This is a genomic window from Ramlibacter ginsenosidimutans, assembly GCF_016654015.1.
In the GTDB taxonomy this organism is placed as follows: Bacteria; Pseudomonadota; Gammaproteobacteria; order Burkholderiales; family Burkholderiaceae_C; genus Ramlibacter; species Ramlibacter ginsenosidimutans.
On sequence record NZ_JAEPWM010000001.1, the window covers coordinates 912,429 to 929,689 of the forward strand.

The window sequence follows — 17,261 nt, forward strand, 5'->3', positions numbered from 1 at the left end:
GCCGTGCGGCGCGGCGCCACCCGCACGCCGCAGCCGATCTGGACCAGAATGGCCGCACCACTGCAGGAGGGCAGCATGCGTCCCGTCCCCATCGGAGCCCAGGGCTCCTACTCGTTGCTCGTCGCGCCCGAACACCTCGCCAGCCAGTTCAAGGACCCGATGCTGCCGCCGGTGCTCTCCACGCCCGTGATGATCATGGCCATGGAAAACGCAGCACTCGCCGCGCTCAAGCCCTACCTCGCGCCCGGAGAAACCGCCGTGGGCAGCCACGTGGACGTGCGCCACCTCGCGGCCACGCCGGTCGGCCGACGGATCACGGCGCACGCGGAGGTGACGGGCGTCGAGGGCCGGCGGATCACGTTCACGGTCCGCGCGACCGATGGCGACGAGGAGATCGGCGCGGGCACGCACGAACGCGCGCTGATCGACCTGCAGAGGTTTGCCGCGCAGCTCGCGCAGAAGGTGAGCGGGTACGCCAAGCCTTAGCGTGCGACGGCGAGGATCCGGTTCGATCTTCGCAGGCGCCGGCATCGCGCGCCGAACAGGTGCGCTTACGCCGGCGCAGCGGAAGGAGACTGCGCGCCGGGTGCCGCCGCCGGCGATGCCGCCGGCTCTTGCGACTGCACCGGCAAGCCCGCCGCGACCCACGCGGAGAAGCCGCCCGTGAGCACCTGCGCCGCCAGGCCGCGCTTGCGCAGCCGGGCTGCCATGCGCGCGGCCGACACGTCGTTCGGGCAGTCGCAATACGCGACCAGGTGGGCGTTGTCCGGCAGGTCGTCCAGCGCCTCGAGCAACTCGCGGTCGGATTCGCTGTGGCGCGCGCCCGGGATGCGCGCCTTCGCGAGCGCCGACCCTCGCACGTCGACCACGACCACGGGTTCCCCGCGCGCCATCCGCTCGGCGAGCTCCTCCACCTTCATGCGCGGCGCGCGCAGCGCGGCGAAGGTGACGAGGAAGCGGCGCATTCCGAGCCAGCCGACGTAGGTAGCGGCGAGGATGAGCAGCAGGGGAACGGCCTGGCTCCCGAGATCGCGCAGCGCGCCGGTGATCGCCGCAACCTGGTCTTGCAGCAGCAAGCCGGCAGCGAGGCTCGCGCCCACCCACAGGAGCGAGCCGACGAGATTGAGGCCCGCGAAGCTGCCGACCCGCATGCCGAGCGCCCCCGCGAGCGGCGGCGCCAGTCCGCCCACGCCCGGCACGAAGCGGGCGAACAGCACCGCCACCGTGCCGTACCGAAGGAACGTGAGGCGGCTCTTGCGGATGCACGTGTCCGCCGACAGCGAGATGCGGCACAGCAGCGCCAGGACGTCGATGCCGAAGCGGCGGCCCGCGGCGAACCAGACGCCGTCGGCCAGCGTGGTCGCGAGCGTCGCCGCCGCGAGCACCGCGAACACATAGGGCGCGTCCTGCGCACCGCGCGCGCCGGCGAGCAGGAGAAAAGGGATCACGGGGATCGGCACGCCCATGCGCTTGGCGAAGACGATCAGGAAGATCGCCAGCACGCCATGGGCGGGGAACAGCTGAAGAAGGGTGTCGATGGACATGATGTCGCCGAGGCTGGTCGGCGACACGCATGATGCGCGTGGAGATGGAGGCGCGCAGTTGACGTGGGTCAGGTGCCTGCGGCCGGTGGGGGAATGCGTGCGGCTGACCTGGGCCGGCATCCCTCCCTTGCTCGGCTGAACGCGAAGGCAGCAGTGTGCTGTGCATCGCGGGCAGGGAGGGCCCGGCAGGAGTGACAGGCCCTCCCACGAACAGGGGAGGACAGCGTCGGTTGTCAGCCATGAAGGCACTGACTTATTGCAAAGCACGGATGCACCCCCGAGAATGGCCCCCCGTTCGGTCAGTGCAGGGGGATCGATGCCCACTCGCAGCAATCGCGGCACGACAAGCCCGTCGCCTGACCCTGCCTCGAGTGCGCGGCGATGAACCATGCGTCCGCCCTCGGCGACATGCTCGGCCAGGCACCAACCGTGTCGTCCGCACGTGCGGCGCTGGCCATCCTGCGGCAGCTGACGCACGACGGCGATGTCCCTGCCGCACGTACGCTCGCTGCGCTGCTGGCACGGAAACTCGGTCATCCTGGTGCGGTGCCGGCGATCGAGGGCCTCGTGTCCCTGGACGGCGTTCTCCAGCAACAAGGCATCCCGGCGCTCCTGCGCGTCTATCTTCTTGCGCTGCTGCCGCGCGAGTTGATGTTCCAGGCGAACAAGGCTGCGGACATCGCGACCCCTCTTCCCGACGAGGTCGAATACGCGCACTTCCAGCGGCTCGTACGGCGCGGCGACGTGCTGGAACACGAAGCGTTGAAGGCGTACTGCGTGAACGCCCTCGCTGCATCGATGAAGATGTCGACTGTTCTCTCCCCTGCCCACGTGCAAGGAGGCTGGATGCGGGCCCTGGATGGCATCCACTCGGAATGCAAGGTGGTTGCGGGGACGAACGCCAATACGAAGTTCGAGATCGGCCGCGACCTGATCCTGGGGATCACGGCCGGCGGATTCGGCCATGCCGTGCTCCATGAAATGGGGCACCACCTCGTCGAGATCACGCTCGCCGCCCGGGGTGTCGCGGAGTCCGAAGACCAGGGTGCCGCCCTCTGCGCGAACGACCTGGCTTCACTGGCGAATGTCGTCCCGGATGCCATCCGAAACGCGCTCTCGGGAACGAAGCAGCGCGACGTGCGGCTGAGCCGGAACATCAGCCTGTTCGTCACCGTCGTGCAAGCCCGGCACGGGAGCTACATGCACTGGTCGCTCACGAGGACGGGCGCGCCGATCGAATTACGCACGGCGGTGCTGTGGGCGGCGCTGCTCCTGGAGCTTCTCGGTGTCGGTACTGCCGAGACCGCGGTCGCCTTCTCGCCGCGCGGTGTGTTCCATTTCGGCTTCGTGCGAAAGATCAAGGCGGACTCCATCGTGTGGCCGCACCAGCCGCACGACATCGAGCGCCGGCTTGCCGGCGTCTCAACCGTCGCCAGCGCTTGGCTCGAGGAGCTCACTGGCGCGGCGAAGATCGGACCGGACGGAGCGTGGATTCCAGTCGCCCTGGGGTTGCAGGAGCCAGGCATGCGCGTCTATGCCGCGGCACCAGAGGCACTGCACGACCTGCAAGCCTGCGAGGCCCTCCGGTCCCAAGCGCCTCCGGCAACCCTCCTGGAAGAACAAGCCCACGCGCTGATGGGCGTCGCCGTGCGCTGCGCCTATCCGCCCCTCATCAAGCCGCTGCTCGATCGCGGCGTCCGGCCGGAAGATTCCCTGGGCGGCTTGGGCTCGAGCATGGCAGTGGCCGGCCCGCCCGGGCCTGCGGACAAGAGGTATCTGGGGCCCACGGCCGCGAACACCTTGACGACATTGCGCTGGCTGCATGACCAAGGGGTCGATCTCGACGCTGCACTGGACGAAACGGGAACCACCCTCCTCCTCGATGCCGTGCGGCAAGAGAGCGCCGCAGTTCCGGTGCTGCTCTCCCTGGGGGCAGACGGGAACCGTGCCGACTCCGACGGCAATACTGCGTTGCACGCTTGCGCCGGCAGCAGCTGGCACGGTCTGGCCGGGCTCGTCCTTGAGGCGGGCGCCGATCACGATAGGCGCAACGCGCAGGGGCAGACGGCGCTGGCGCTGGCTGCCGCGCTGGACGACGCAGACGCAGTAGACGCATTGCTGCAAGCTGGTGCGAATGCCGATGCACGCGACGCGGCGGGGGCCACGCCGCTGATGTCGGCCAGGAGCGGCAATGTGGTGCGACGGCTCGTCGCTTCCGGAGCCGACCCGGATGCCACCGACCACGCCGGCCGAACGCCCTTGATCGCTGCAGCCGAAGCCGCGTGCGCGGAAGTCGTCCGCACGTTGATCCAGGTGGGCGCGGATCCGGAGCGCTCCGACGACCTGGGTTCGACGGCCCTGCATCACGCTGCGTGGCGCTCCGGCGAACCTGCAAGCGACTGCCTCGTTGCCCTGCTGGACGCCGGCTGCGACGCCGATGAGGAAAGCGGGAATGGAGCGACGGCTGTCATGGTTGCCGCGCATGCCGGAAACGTCGACGGCGTCCGGGTGTTGCTGTCCCGAGGCGCAAATGTCGACGCCCGCGACGCCGACGGCAACACGCCCCTGCTCTTTGCGCTGGATCCTTCGGTGCAGCTGTCGCGCGACCCGTCGCGCAGCGCACGAAGCGAAGAAGTGGTTCGCGCCCTGGTCGAAGCCGGTGCCGACGTCAATGGCCAGAACCACGACGGGCAAGCTCCGCTGCATCTCGCTGCGCGCGCTTTCACTTCCAGCCTGGCACGCACGCTGCTGAAGCTGGGAGCCTCACCCGATCCGAGATCGCGCGACGGACAAACACCTCTCATGGACGCAGCGGCCCAGGGCCACCACGACATGGTGGCGGCGCTCGTCGAAGCCGGGGCCGACGTCAACGCCAGGGATGGCCGGGGGAACACTCCTTTGCATTTCGCAGTCGGCTACGCGCCGTCGCCGGATCGTGCAGCAGAGGCGATCAAGCGACTGAAAGCGCGAGGGGCACGCCCATGAGCACCCAGGAAGCCGAAGCCCGCATTGCAAGAGCGATCGAGGCGAAGGCCGCGGTCCTGGATCTCCGCGGGCTCGGCCTGAAAGCGCTGCCGCCGCTTCCAGAGGGCCTTGGCGGGCTGCGGTCCATCGAGCTCGGGAGCAACCGGCTCACGTCCCTGCCGGACGAGCTGTTCATGTTGCGCGCGCTGCGGCGGATCGGCCTGGGCAACAACCGGATCGCGACGCTGCCCGCGAGCGTCGCGCAACTGCAGGAACTGCTGTCCCTGGATCTTTCCGAGAACCGGCTGGAGGGCTTGCCCGATTCCATCGCATCGCTCGCGCGGCTCGTCGAAGTTTCCCTGTACGCGAACCGGCTGTCGGAATTGCCGGCCGGGGTCTTCGCGCTGCAGCACCTGGAACGGCTGGACCTCGCGCGAAACCGGCTCTCCGCCTTGCCCTCCCTGGCGCGTGTCCGCCGGAGCCGCCTGAGAGCGCTGGATGCGAGCAACAATCAACTGAGCCGGATTCCGGAGGGGATGCATAGCCTGCGCTCGCTGCGCGTGCTGAGCCTCGGCGGCAACAGGCTCGCGTCGATTGAAGGGCTGGAAGGCCTGTTGCTGCTCGAGGAACTCGACGTCTCGAACAACGCGCTGGTCTCCGTGGCGCCGACCTTGCGCGGGCTGCCGCGGCTGAAGCGCCTCGACACCTCCGGCAATCCCATCGCAGAAGACGAGCGCGAGGCCATCGCGCGGTACGCGGCGCTCCGCGAAGATGCGAGCGCCGCAATCGGGCAGCGGATCAGCGGCGGCGAATCGGGCGAGTCCGACGCGCGCTACTTCGACCAGGCGCCTTTCGAGTTCAACGCCGACCTGGCGGTCGATCCTGCGCGCGCGCCCGATCTCGTGGACCTGTACTACAAGAAATCGGGCGGGCAGGACATGTCGCTGCGACTGCCGGACGGAAGTTCGCTGGACCTGGACCGTGCCAGTCGCACCCGCGCCCTGGATTTCACCCGCAGTGCCGCGGCGAGCGAGAAGCCGGTGCGCTTGCAGATCGGGCAAGCGCGCGGGCGCGAGCAGATGGAGGCCAAGCGTGCCTTCGTCGTCGCCGCGCTCGGCCGACTGCATGGCGTGCAACTCGTCGAGCCCAACGTCGAAGTGGAACTCCCCCACGCCGGCGTCCCCGCTCGTGACTTGTTGCTGCAGTGGTCGGACCAGGATGCCACGCCCGGACCGCTGCAGCGAAAGGTGGCCATGGGCTTCTCCGCATTCTTCACGCCGGAAACAGCACTCTCCGAAGTCGAGCCGCTGGCGTGCGACTCCGACGTGTGGCTGTGGTGCACGGTCTCCGCCGGCGAACTGATCCCTGGTGCGATCGGTGGCGGCCAGGCGCTCGCGCCCGGCATCGTGGACCACGCCGAACTCGAGATCGCGGTGTTCACGAACCCCGATGGCTTCCAGGTGGAGTCGCGTACGGGCACGTTGCGGCTGGCGGGGCCAACGTGCGTCGTGCTGCGCCATGCCGACGTTCCGGCGAACGCGGAGACGCCCGTCCTCGACAGCCGCCTGTTCTTCCGGACCATCACGCCGAACCGGCCGGGCGTCGCCCAGCTTCGCGTCCACTTGTACCATCGCGGCCTGCTCGTGCAGGCCATCAACGTGCTGGCTTGCATCGGGGAACGGAGCGGCGCTCCGGATCGTCCCGCAATCACTGCGCAGGTCGACTACGCGTTGAGCAACGCACTCGAGGAGCGGCAGTTGCTCGCGCTCGGCGAGCACACGCTGAGCATCTTCGCGAACGAATCGCCCGGCGCCATGGCGGGATTCCGGTTCTTCGGCGCGGACGGGGAGATCGTTGGGAGCGCGACTGTCGAAGCTTCCAGGATCACGACGCTGCTGGAAACCGCGCGCCAGGAGTTGCGCCTCGCGTCCTGGGGCAGCACGGAGGCTTACCAGGAGGCGCGCGACATCTATCGCTACGAGCCCGCCGCACCCAGGCCAGACCTGAAAGAGGACCTGGTGAGGCTCGCGAAGTGCGGCTTCAACCTTTGGGACGCGCTCGCCAAGAGCTTCGCCCGCGACGGTGACGTGCGTGCCCTGCAACAGGCAATGCGATGCCCGGGCGTCGTGCAGCTGGGCATGAAGGAATCGTCTGCGCAAGTGCTGCCGCTCGCGATCCTCTACGACCGGCCCATCGAGCCGGCCTTGAAGAATCCCGATGCCTTCGAGCTGTGCGGTGCGTTCTGGGAGCGTCCCGATTGCCTCGAAGGCCGCTGCCCGAATCACGGCAACTTGCGCGTCGTCTGTCCGTCCGGATTCTGGGGTTTCCGTCATTCCATCGGCGTGCCGGTGGGCCCGGCCAACGTCGAGGCGGCAGGGGGCGTTGGTGCCGCCAAGGTGCGGCTGTTCGCATCCGCCTATGCGGGCACATTCCCGCTGCGGGACAGCCACCTGCTGGAGCTCGAGACGCTGGTCGGCGCGGACTTCTTCGAGAAGTCGCTGACGTACCAGGAAACGGTCACGCGCATGCAACAGGGCGGCTTCCAGCTCCTTTATCTCTACTGCCACGGCGGCATGGACGGAGCCATCCCCTATGTGCTGATAGGCAGGGACGACGAAGACCCCAACCAGATCGTCCGCGCGACCCTGCGATCCAGCGGCATCGAATGGGCGGCCCCGCGCACGCTCGTCTTCATCAATGGCTGCCGGACCACCGCACTCGAACCCGAGCAGGCGATCGACCTGGTGAACGGGTTCGTCGAGACCGCGCACGCGTCGGGCGTCATCGGCACCGAGGTCACCGTCTTCGAGCCCCTTGCGACGAAGATGGCCGAGGCGTTCATCGCACGGCTGGTCGCGGGCGCCGACGTCGGCACGGCCCTGCGCGATGCGCGGCGCGCGTTGCTGCGCGGCGACCGGCCCAATCCGCTCGGGCTGGTCTACATCCCCTTCGCCCTGGCGACGCTGAAGCTGGAAGGCCTTCCGGCATCCACACCGCCTGCAACTTCGTGAGGTCATCATGGGAATCTGCATCGACTCGTCCACCAAGTTCCTGAAGAAGCTCGGCTACAACGTCGTTCGCCTGCCGCGGGAAGGCATCGCACCGCTGCAGTTGATCGGCGTGCAGAACGGCGATGCGCAACAACTTGGTAGCCTCGATCAGCTGGTCGCGCCGGATGCAACCCGCCGTGAGTTGCCGGCCATCCGGCCGAACGAGAAAGCTGGAGCGGTGAACAGCCAGCGATCGAGCGACTTGTCGGCCGCCTTGGGGCTCAACATCCTCGGAGCCATCATCGGCAGCATGGGTGGCAACCTGGGCGTCCAGAGCCAGTACAAGTTCGCCAAGACGATCGCCTTCGAGTATGCCGACGTGACCGGGGATGCGGTGGCGCCTCTCGAAATCGGGCAGTACCTTCGCGACGCAGTCATCGATGTCGACAACAAGATCATCCAGCAGTACGTGCTCGGGAACGGACGGCTGTACCTGATCACGCGCACCCTGAAGGCAACGAAGTTCCGGGTCGAGGCGAAGGACGCCAAGGGTGGGTCGGTGGCTGTGCAGGTGCCCGAGATCCAGAAGACGATTGGCGGGAAGGTCGAAGTCAAGGCCGACGTGGCTGGATCGAGCGCCGTGACCTACGAGGGCAAGGTGCCTCTCGTCTTCGGATTCCAATGCCTGGACGTCGGCGTGCGGGACGGCGTGCTCTCGCTGGAGAACACCGCCGCAGGCTCGGTGGCGATGGCGGCGGGCGGGAAGGAGCCCGAGAGCGTCATCCTGGACGAGCAGGGACTGCTGAATCTCGGGTAGCGCGAAACGGAGACGATCGCGCTCAGGAAGGCGCGGGTATTCGGTCGCTTTTCATGGCACGACCCGAAGAGGCCACTCAAGTTACCTTGCTACCTGAGCTCTTCAATTGCGGCTGTGTACGGGCCGCAATCTCGCGCCAACTGGCCAATTTGTGTGTAACCCGTTCGATCACGCGCGGCCATTCGTCGTTCTCAAAACCTCCGCCGACATACTGAACGGCCTCGGCGGGAACCGCGTCGAGTGGATTGATCCCGTAGTGTATGTGGCAGTACCTTGCGTAGTGTCTTTTCTGCTTCGACTCCACGAGCCCGCTCACCATCTTGCAAGCCTTCTGCACTTCGTCCGCGGGTTGACCCGACCTGACCATGCCAAGGATGAATTCTCTTGCGATGTCCATCGCCCACTTCGCTTGCATTGGACCGTTACCACCCCGCTTGCTGGGGATGCTGGTCAGATTGCCCAATCGACTCTCCAGGCAGTGAAGAGGATGAAGAATGGCAAGCTTCACGTCGTCCATGAGAGTAACCTGCACTGCGAGCTTCCGAATCGCGTGCTCGTCCGGGCCGACAATGGTCTTCATGAAGTCCATCATCAATATCCGCTCCTCTTGCCTCTGAATGAATGCAAGAGCGGAACTGGGCGTTGGGTCTGTGACGTCGGGAATCTGCAAGTCGCTTGCGATTGGACCCAACGATTCAATGAGCCACTTCGCATCGTCCTTCGAGCCGAGCCAATCGGTGTCCTCGGTGAGAGCGACACCGGTGGGTGGGGGAACCTTCAGAAGGACGCCCCAAACCTCAAGAGCCTGTCCTCCCACTAGGATCAGGCGCTCAGGATTTGCGAATAGAGGCTTGCTGACGAACTTGACGTCGTCGTAAGTGAAGGCGGAAATGCCTCGCTCTTTGACTATCTCGATGAGTCGGCCCATGGAGCCGTTCATCCTACCCGCTCATGCCATCAGAGCTTCGGCCAGACGATAGATTTGGCTTCCATTCCCACCGGCAAGATGCCGAACTCGACACGAGCGTCAGCTACGCATTCGGCGCGGCCAGACGCCGACACTCGGCGAACAGCAGATTTGAAGGCTGCGTGACGGCTAGGCGCAGGCACTCGGTCCTGTGCGTGCTTCAACGCTTTCTGCGATCTACTTTTCATGGGGCTTTCTCGCGCGCACAGAATCAACTGACAAGAAAGCAGTCTGTGCCATTTAAGTGTCCGCGACATGCTGCAGGCCTGTCAACGAAGACCCTAGACGTTCTTGATGCAGTCCAGATCTTACAGAGGCAGATTCGCAGTTTGGTCAGCTCATACTCACTTCCCGTATGGGCATACGGAGCCGCAGGATTCGCGATAACGGTGCCCGGCCGGCTCCGACGCGCCCCCAGTGCCCACGGTCATAAGCAGAAAGCCGCTCGTCAGCTGCCGACGTGCCCTCGTCTGCGTTGGACACCGTCATTCAAACGCATTGCATCTGAATTGTAGAAATCGTCGCAGCTTTGTAGAAACGCCCCAGAACCCTGATCGGGCGCTGGGGCGCATGGATGCTGGTGGCCTGGGGCGGAATCGAACCACCGACACGCGGATTTTCAATCCGCTGCTCTACCAACTGAGCTACCGGGCCGTGAGAGGGCAGATTATAGCAGCGAGGAAGAGGCCCTCTTCCCGAGTGCGCACTGCTGCATGACGGGCATCAGTGCGCGCGCGTGCCCCCACCCCAGCCCTCCCCCGGAGGGGGAGGGAGCAAGACAAGGTCAGGCCGCGTTGCGCTCGCGCTTGCCGCGCGAGAGGTCCACGCCCAGTTGCTTGAGCTTGCGATAGAGGTGCGTGCGTTCCAGGCCGGTCTTCTCCGCGACGCGCGTCATCGAGCCGCCTTCCTTGGCCAGGTGGAACTCGAAGTAGCACTTCTCGAACTCGTCGCGCGCGTCGCGCAGCGGCTTGTCCAGTTCGAAGACCTGCCGGGCCTGCGGCCCCATCTCCACCACCGGCGGGATGGTCTGGCCACCGGTCATGGCCGATTCCACCGTCAGCTCCGGCTGGGGCATCGGCACCACGCCCGCCATGCCGGGCTTGCGCAGGGGCACGGCCGCAGCGGGTTGTCCGGAGTTGCGTGCGAGACCCGCTTCCACTGCCTTCAGCAGTTTCTGCATGGTGATCGGCTTCTCCAGGAAGGACTGCGCGCCGATCTTCGTGGCCTCGACGGCCGTCTCGATCGTCGCGTGCCCGCTCATCATGATCACGGGCATCGTGAGCAGTCCCGTCGTGGACCACTCCTTCAGCAGCGTCACGCCGTCCGTGTCGGGCATCCAGATGTCGAGCAACACCAGGTCCGGCCGCATTCGCTGCCGCGCCGCGCGTGCCTGCGCTGCGTTTTCCGCGAGTTCGACGGTGTGCCCTTCGTCGTTCAGGATTTCGGACAACAGATCCCGGATGCCGAGTTCGTCGTCCACCACCAGTATGTTTGCCATCGCCCTCTCTGCTTCGGACCCGCCTCAGTGAAAGGTCCTGTTGTTAACTCGCAACTCCAAATGATAACGACACTTGGGCCCCCTGGATCACTCCCTCAGCCATTCGATTCTTCAAGTCGATACGCGCCGCATGCTCGTCTGCGATTTTTTTCACGACGGCCAGTCCGAGCCCCGTCCCTTTCGCCTTGGTGGTCACGTAGGGCTCGAACGCGCGCTTGAGGATGTGGTCGGGGAAGCCCGTCCCGTTGTCTAAGACCAGCAGGCGCACGCGCTTGGATGCTTCGCTCCATTGCGTGCGGATCACCACCTCGGGATGGGGCCGCCCTTCCGTGGCGTCCTGCGCGTTCTGCAGCAGGTTGTGGATCACCTGGCGCAGCTGCTGAGGGTCGCCCAGGATGCGCGGGCAGGCCGGGTCGAGCTCCACTCGCACCGGCACCTGCGCAGCTCCGCGCGTGGCGTCGCCTTCCCGGACGTAGAGGTGCAGCACGTCGTGGACCAGCTCGTTCAGGTCCACCGGCTTGAGCTCCGCCGCGGGCAGGCGCGCGTAGTCGCGGAACTCGTTGACCAGCCGCTTCATCGAGTCGACCTGGTCCACGATGGTGTGCACGGACTTGGCCAGCAGCGCGCGCTCGGCGTCGGGCAGCTTGTCGGCCAGCTTCATCTCCAGGCGTTCGGCCGACAGCTGGATCGGCGTCAACGGGTTCTTGATCTCGTGGGCGAGCCGGCGCGCGACTTCGCCCCAGGCCTGCGCCCGCTGCGCCGACACGATCTCGGAGATGTCGTCCAGCACCAGCAGGCGGGCGCCGCCGGGCATCTGGGCGCCGCGGACCACCAGCGTCACCAGGTTGGCATGGGTATCCGGGGCGCGCGTGGTGTTCAGTTCGAAGGACTGCTGCCAGTGGTCGACGATCTGCGTCTCGGTTTCGAACTCGTCGAAGCGCTGCTGCACCGCCGTGCCGAAGGTTTCCAGGCCCGGCAACAGCGCGAGGCGCTTGCCCTGCAGCGTCTCCAGCGGAATGCGCAGGATGCGCGAGGCTCCCGGGTTGGAGGCCTGGATGTGGCCGTCCGGGTCGAGCACGATCACGCCCGCGGTGAGGTTGTCCAGGATGGTCTGCAGGTTGGCGCGCGCCGCGCTCACCTGCTCCATGCTCAGTTCCACCGCGGCGCGGGCATCGGCGAGCTGCTGCGTCATGTCGGCGAACGAGCGCGTGAGGCCACCGAGTTCGTCCTTGCCCTGCAGCGCCGCCTTCGGCGAGAGGTCGCCGGCGGCGACCTCGCTCACGCCGGCGGCCAGCAGCAGCAGCGGGCGCGCGAGCTGGTTGCCCAGGATGATGGCCAGCAACACGGCACCGAACACGGCCAGGAACAGGCTCAGCGTCAGCGTGCCGATGTACATCCGCCGCAGGCCCTCCCGCGCCAGCGCACGCTCCTGGTACTCGCGGTAGGCCTCCTGCACCGCCAGGGCGTTGGCCACCAGCGCGGGCGGGATGCCGACGGTGGCCTGCAGGTAGCGCGATTCGGCAAGCAGGCCCAGGCTCGGTTGCGGCACCGGCACGATGGCCTTGATGCGGGCGCTGTTGCTGGTGGCGGGGTCGTCGAGGCCCTCCACCACCGTGAACATCCGCTGTGCTCGCACGGTGCGCAACTGCTGCGGCGTCGGCCGGTCCGGGTTCAGCTGGAAGCGCGACTGGCCGGCGCTGGCGATCATCTGGCCGGAACCGCTCCACAACACGACGTCGCTCGCCCCGAGTTGCTCGCGGATGCGCTCCAGAGTGAGGCCGGCCGACGCATCCGGCGTCTCGGCCAGCCGCTCCGCCGCGCTGCGCGACTTGCCGGCGAGGTCGGCCGCCAGCGTGTCCAGCGTGCTGCGTCCGAGGTTCAGGCCGGCGTCCAGCGCGCCCTCGACCTTGACGTCGAACCAGCTCTCGATGGAGCGCGAGACGAACTGGTAGGACACGACGTAGATCAGCACGCCGGGCACCAGGCCCACCAGCGTGAAGATCGCGGCCAGCTTCACCAGCAGGCGGCTGCCGAACTTGCCGCGCCGCAAGCGCGAGGCGAGCCGCACGAACACCCACAGGATCACCGCCAGCAGCACCGCGGCCACGACCATGTTCAGCACGAACAGGCGGCCGTAGTTGCGTTCGTAGAACTGGCGGTTGTTGGTGGCCTGCGTGAGCAGGAACATCAGCACGATGCCGATGCCGGCCGCCACCGTGATGCCGACGGCGATCGCCCAGCGCCAGGCCTTCGAGCTTTCGATCAGCTTGCGCTGCGGCGCTGCGAGCGGGCGGGACGGGTTCACCGGGGGTGGTCGAAGACGAGTCTCTGGTTGCGTACTGCGAGGATGATCCACTCCGCTTCGCCGACGGCGCCGATCTGGAACGGACGGGGCAGTTGCGACACGTCCAGGCGGAAGCGGAAGTCGATGTTATGCGTTGCGTCGGGGTCCACCTCGGAAGAATCGGCGATGCGCCAGCGCGAGATGCGCTGCACCGCTGCGAGCGCCTCCTCCTGGGTGTCGAACATCTGCCCGAGGACGATGCCGGAGTTGCCGATCGGCGTCGGCGAGACCTGCAGGCGCCAGCGCCGCGTCAGCGGCTGGTAGGCCAGGCGCATGTGGCGGGTGGCGAAGGCCACGCGCTTGTCGTACCAGTACCAGCGGTCGCGGTAGATCGCCGCCTCGGCGACGAAGTACATCGGGATGCCCTTGGCCAGCGCGTCCTGGACCACCTCGGGCAGGTCGAAGTGCACCGTCGCGCTCAGCAGGATGCCTTCGTCGGTGCGTTCGACGTACAGCTGCGTCACTTCCGCCGGGTTGACCTGCGACCACGCCGGCGTGACGGCGCCGAACAGGAACAGCAGGCAGGCGAACAGGCAGGACCAACCGGTCCGCTCAATCATCCTGGCGGGCCGGTGCATCCAGTGCACTCTTTTGCAGCACCGCATAGAAGAAGCCGTCGTGGTCACTCAGTGAATTGTCCGGGAGGGGCCCCTCCTGCCCGCCATTGCGGGGCCACAAATGGCCAGGGGCGGCCCGCAAAAGGGCCGTGTTGTTGTGCGCAAGAAACGCTGCGACCTGCGTTTCGCCTTCGGCACGGAAGACGGAGCAGGTGCAGTACACGAGGCGGCCGCCCGGTTTCAACAGGGGCCAGAGCGCAGTGAGCAGGCGCTTCTGCTCGGCGGCGAGCTGGGCGATGTCGCTTTCGCGGCGCAGCCAGCGCACGTCCGGGTGCCGGCGGACGATGCCCGAGGCGGTGCAGGGCGCGTCGAGCAGGATGGCGTCGAAGGGCTGTTCATCCCACCAGTATCCGGGCTCGCCCGCGTCGGCGGTGCGGACCTCGGCATGGAGGCCCAGGCGCTGCAGGTTCTGGTGGATGCGCTCGCAGCGCACCGGGTCGACGTCCAGCGCGAGCACCGAAGCGCCGGGCGCAAGTTCGCACAGGTGCGCCGTCTTGCCGCCGGGCGCGGCGCAGGCGTCCAGGATGCGCGCGTGCGGCGGCAGCCCGGGCACCACCAGCTCCGCGGCCAGCTGCGCGCCGGCATCCTGGACCGACCAGAGCCCCTCGCTGAAGCCCGGGATCGCCTGCACCGGGTGCGGGCGGTCGAGGATCAGTCCGTGCGCGCCGACCGGCTCGGAGGCGATGTGGGCGGCAGCCAGCAGGTCGCGCAGCGGCTGGCGCGAGATGCGGTGCGTGTTCACGCGCAGCGTCATCGGCGCCGGCGTGTTGTTGGCCTCCAGGATCTGCTCCCAGTCACGCGGCCAGTCCTGCTGCGTGCGCGCGATCCACCAGCGCGGGTGGTTCCAGTGCGCCACCGGCTCGGTGTCGGTGGCGGCGACCAGTTCGTCGCGCTCGCGCAGGAAGCGGCGCAGGCAGGCGTTGATGAAGCCCTGCTGGGCGCGTGTCTGCGGCGAGCGCTTGGCGGCCTCGACCGCCTGGTCCACCAGCGTGAACGGCGGGTATGGCGCATCTTCCTCGCGCCACGCGAGCGCGAGCGCCGTGCATAGCAGCGCATCGGCCGCCGGCGGCGGACCGCGCGTGGCCAGCCGGCGCCGCAAGGCTTCGGCGCGACCGAGCTGGCGCAGCACGTGGAAGGACAGCGCCTGCGCCGCGGGACGCAGCTCCGTCGGCACTTGCGCGAGTGCGGGCGTGGCGGACTCCCCTCGCCGCACCGCTGCCAGGACCCCAGCGGCAGCCTGGAGCTGCCGCCAGAGCGGAAGAGCCGGGGCATTCATGCCGTCGATTGTGTCACCCCAGGGTGTCCGACCAGATGTTGCGGGCCCAGTCCCAGGCAGGGCGCGCCTCGTCGTGATTGGCCTCGGCGCTGACGCCGCCTGCACCCGGCACGGGCAGGAAGGTCTTCTGCCCCGCGTCGTAGGCGTGCACGCTCGCCACGTGCGCCACGGTCCGGTCGTCGATGTAGCTGTAGCAGGTGTTGGTGAGCATGGGCGCGGGGTTCGGCTCCCATCCGGACAGCCGCGCGACGATCGCCGCGGCGGCGACCTTGGCCTGGCTGTTGGCCATGTGGCCGCTCTTGGGCATCAGCGGCGCGATCTGGAGCGCGTCGCCCAGCACGTACACGTCGCGCGCCGCCGTCGATTCGAAGGTGAGGAAGTCCACGCCGCACCAGCGCCGGTCGGCGACGTTGCGCAAGCCGGCCTGCGCCGCGATCGCTCCTGCGCGCATGGGCGGCAGCACGTTGAGCACGTCGGCCTGCACATCGTCCTGCACTTCCAGGTGCAGGACGCCCGCGCGGCCGTCCACGCCCACGACCTTGTTCTGCGGCCGGTAGTCGACCATGCCGGGGTACTGCTCGGCCCAGGCTTTGCGGAAGATCGGCCCCTTGGAGGTGATGTCGGGGTTGGCGTCGAGCACCAGCACCTTGCTGCGCGGCTTGGCCTGCCGGAAGTACCACGCGACCTGGCACGCGCGTTCGTATGGCGCGGGCGGGCAGCGGTACGGCTGCTCGGGAATCGTGATCGCGAAGACGCCGCCGTCGCGCATGGCTTCGAGCTGGCGGCGCAGCGCGAGCGTCTCGGGGCCGGCCTTCCACGCCTGCAGCACCTGCCCGGCCGCGTGCGCCGCGCGCAGCCCTTCGACCTCGTCGAACTGCAGTTCCACGCCGGGTGACACCACCAGCATGTCGTAGGCGATGGTCGCGCCGCCGCCCAGCGTCACGGTCTTGCGCTGCGTGTCCACCGCTTGCGCCACATCGCGCAACACGCGCACGCCCAGCCGCTCCAGGCCCGTGTAGCTGCGGGTGATCTCCGCGAGCTTGCGGCTGCCGCCGATGACGAGGTTGGACACGGGGCAGGAGACGAAGGCCGCATCGGGCTCGATCAGCACGACACCGATGCGGTGCTGCGAAAAGAGCCGCAGGTAGCGGGCCGCCGTGGCGCCGCCGAAGCCGCCGCCGATGACCACCACCTGCGCCTTCGCCGGAATGCGGGCGCTGGCGGCGCCGGTGCATGCGAGCACGCCCAGTGCCGCGGAAGACTGGAGCAGGTCGCGGCGCTTCATCGCGCCCTCACTTCGCTTGCGCGGCGAAGTAGCTGGCCAGCTCCGCGAGCTGCGCGTGGCTGTAGCCCTTGGCGATCTGCTGCATCACCGTCGCCGGCCGGCTGCCATCGCGAAAGGCGTGCAGCCGCTGCAGCAGCAGCTGCCGGGACTTGCCGGCGAGCGCAGGCAAGTGCGTGCCGGGCATGGGATGCCCGTCGGTGCCGTGGCAGGCCGCGCAGTTGGCCGCGAGCGCCCGTGCATACAGCGCCTGCGGCGCGTCCTGCGCCGCGGCCAGGCGCACGATCGCCAGCAGGGCCAGGCAGCAGGCCGTCTTCACGGGCCGGCTCAGGAGCGCGCGCGCAGCCCGCGCGCGGGCTGGAATCCGAACAGCCATGCCAGCACCGTCGCCGGGAACTGCGCGATGGCCTCGTTGTAGCGGGCCACCGCCTGGTTGAACTGCTCGGCGGCGGCCAGCGCCATGCGCATCAGTTGCTGCCGCTCGCTGCTGAAATCGTCCGGCAGGCGGGGACCGGCGAGGTCGTGGGCATCGTCGCGCTCGGCGCGGTCCCAGGCCATGCTGAGGACTTCCTGCGCGGCGCCGAGCGCCGCGATGCGCTCGGGGTCGAGCGGCTTGGCCTTGGCCGATGCGAGCGTCGCCGCCATCTGCGCGGCCGCGCCCTGCAAGCCGCCCCAGAACGCGCTGCCGCCGGTGAACTGCGACTGCGTCTGCTCTTCTTCCGGCGGGACCACCGCGTGCACGAGCCGCACCTGCTTGGTGAGCTCGGACTCCAGCGCTGCGAACGCCGCGTTGGCGTCGGAGCGCAGCCGCACCAGCCGGTTGTAGCCGCCCACGCCCCAGAACACGGCGACGGCGGCGGTGATCCACGGAACCCAGGTCGACGTCTGCACGGGCCTCCTTGCCGCAACACGGAGGGCGCGGCCAGCGAGCCGGCGCGCCCATGAAAAAGGGCGCCACCCCC

The 17,261-nt window shown here is 68.0% G+C and carries 13 protein-coding genes and 1 tRNA gene; 4 read left to right on the forward strand and 10 right to left on the reverse strand.

Features of this window, described 5'->3' with window-relative positions:
- Positions 1–75: 75 nt before the first annotated feature.
- On the forward strand, positions 76–486 hold the full coding sequence (locus JJB11_RS04515; protein ID WP_201166688.1) for a thioesterase family protein: 411 nt from the start codon (positions 76–78) through the stop codon (positions 484–486).
- Between the two features lie 65 nt (positions 487–551).
- Here the strand turns inward: JJB11_RS04515 and JJB11_RS04520 are convergent, their stop codons facing one another.
- Positions 552–1,544 carry a rhodanese-like domain-containing protein gene (locus JJB11_RS04520; RefSeq protein WP_201166689.1) on the reverse strand — a complete coding sequence of 331 codons (993 nt, stop codon included), beginning with the start codon at positions 1,542–1,544 and terminating at the stop codon, positions 552–554.
- A gap of 381 nt (positions 1,545–1,925) precedes the next feature.
- On the opposite strand from JJB11_RS04520, the gene JJB11_RS04525 reads away from it, so the two are divergent.
- From JJB11_RS04525 to JJB11_RS04535, 3 genes are read left to right on the forward strand one after another with little or no spacing between them, the layout of a single operon-like run.
- On the forward strand, positions 1,926–4,529 hold the full coding sequence (locus JJB11_RS04525) for an ankyrin repeat domain-containing protein (RefSeq protein ID WP_201166690.1): 2,604 nt from the start codon (positions 1,926–1,928) through the stop codon (positions 4,527–4,529).
- On the forward strand, positions 4,526–7,519 hold the full coding sequence (locus tag JJB11_RS04530) for a leucine-rich repeat domain-containing protein (protein ID WP_201166691.1): 2,994 nt from the start codon (positions 4,526–4,528) through the stop codon (positions 7,517–7,519). Before JJB11_RS04525 ends, JJB11_RS04530 begins: the two co-directional genes overlap by 4 nt.
- A gap of 7 nt (positions 7,520–7,526) precedes the next feature.
- Positions 7,527–8,315: a gasdermin gene (locus tag JJB11_RS04535; RefSeq protein ID WP_201166692.1), complete on the forward strand. Its 789-nt coding sequence runs from the start codon at positions 7,527–7,529 to the stop codon at positions 8,313–8,315.
- Between the two features lie 76 nt (positions 8,316–8,391).
- Here the strand turns inward: JJB11_RS04535 and JJB11_RS04540 are convergent, their stop codons facing one another.
- From JJB11_RS04540 to JJB11_RS04580, 9 genes are all read right to left on the reverse strand, one after another.
- Positions 8,392–9,255 (reverse strand): hypothetical protein, encoded by an 864-nt coding sequence (locus JJB11_RS04540; RefSeq protein ID WP_201166693.1) that lies wholly within the window; start codon positions 9,253–9,255, stop codon positions 8,392–8,394.
- Between the two features lie 605 nt (positions 9,256–9,860).
- A tRNA-Phe gene (locus tag JJB11_RS04545) sits at positions 9,861–9,936 on the reverse strand.
- 130 nt (positions 9,937–10,066) lie between these two features.
- Entirely contained in the window at positions 10,067–10,780 is a 714-nt protein-coding gene (locus JJB11_RS04550; protein WP_201166694.1) for a response regulator, read from the reverse strand.
- Between the two features lie 43 nt (positions 10,781–10,823).
- A complete protein-coding gene (locus JJB11_RS04555; RefSeq protein WP_201964594.1) occupies positions 10,824–13,085 on the reverse strand; it encodes an ATP-binding protein in 2,262 nt (753 codons plus the stop codon).
- Positions 13,082–13,684: a DUF4390 domain-containing protein gene (locus tag JJB11_RS04560; protein WP_201166695.1), complete on the reverse strand. Its 603-nt coding sequence runs from the start codon at positions 13,682–13,684 to the stop codon at positions 13,082–13,084. Before JJB11_RS04560 ends, JJB11_RS04555 begins: the two co-directional genes overlap by 4 nt.
- Entirely contained in the window at positions 13,677–15,017 is a 1,341-nt protein-coding gene (gene rsmB / locus JJB11_RS04565; RefSeq protein ID WP_201166696.1) for a 16S rRNA (cytosine(967)-C(5))-methyltransferase RsmB, read from the reverse strand. Before rsmB ends, JJB11_RS04560 begins: the two co-directional genes overlap by 8 nt.
- 13 nt (positions 15,018–15,030) lie before the next feature.
- Complete coding sequence (locus JJB11_RS04570) at positions 15,031–16,302, reverse strand: NAD(P)/FAD-dependent oxidoreductase (protein ID WP_201166697.1); 1,272 nt, start codon at positions 16,300–16,302, stop codon at positions 15,031–15,033.
- A gap of 7 nt (positions 16,303–16,309) precedes the next feature.
- Positions 16,310–16,618 carry a c-type cytochrome gene (locus tag JJB11_RS04575; protein ID WP_201964595.1) on the reverse strand — a complete coding sequence of 103 codons (309 nt, stop codon included), beginning with the start codon at positions 16,616–16,618 and terminating at the stop codon, positions 16,310–16,312.
- 8 nt (positions 16,619–16,626) lie between these two features.
- Positions 16,627–17,190 carry a LemA family protein gene (locus JJB11_RS04580; protein WP_201166698.1) on the reverse strand — a complete coding sequence of 188 codons (564 nt, stop codon included), beginning with the start codon at positions 17,188–17,190 and terminating at the stop codon, positions 16,627–16,629.
- Between the last annotated feature and the right edge of the window lie 71 nt (positions 17,191–17,261).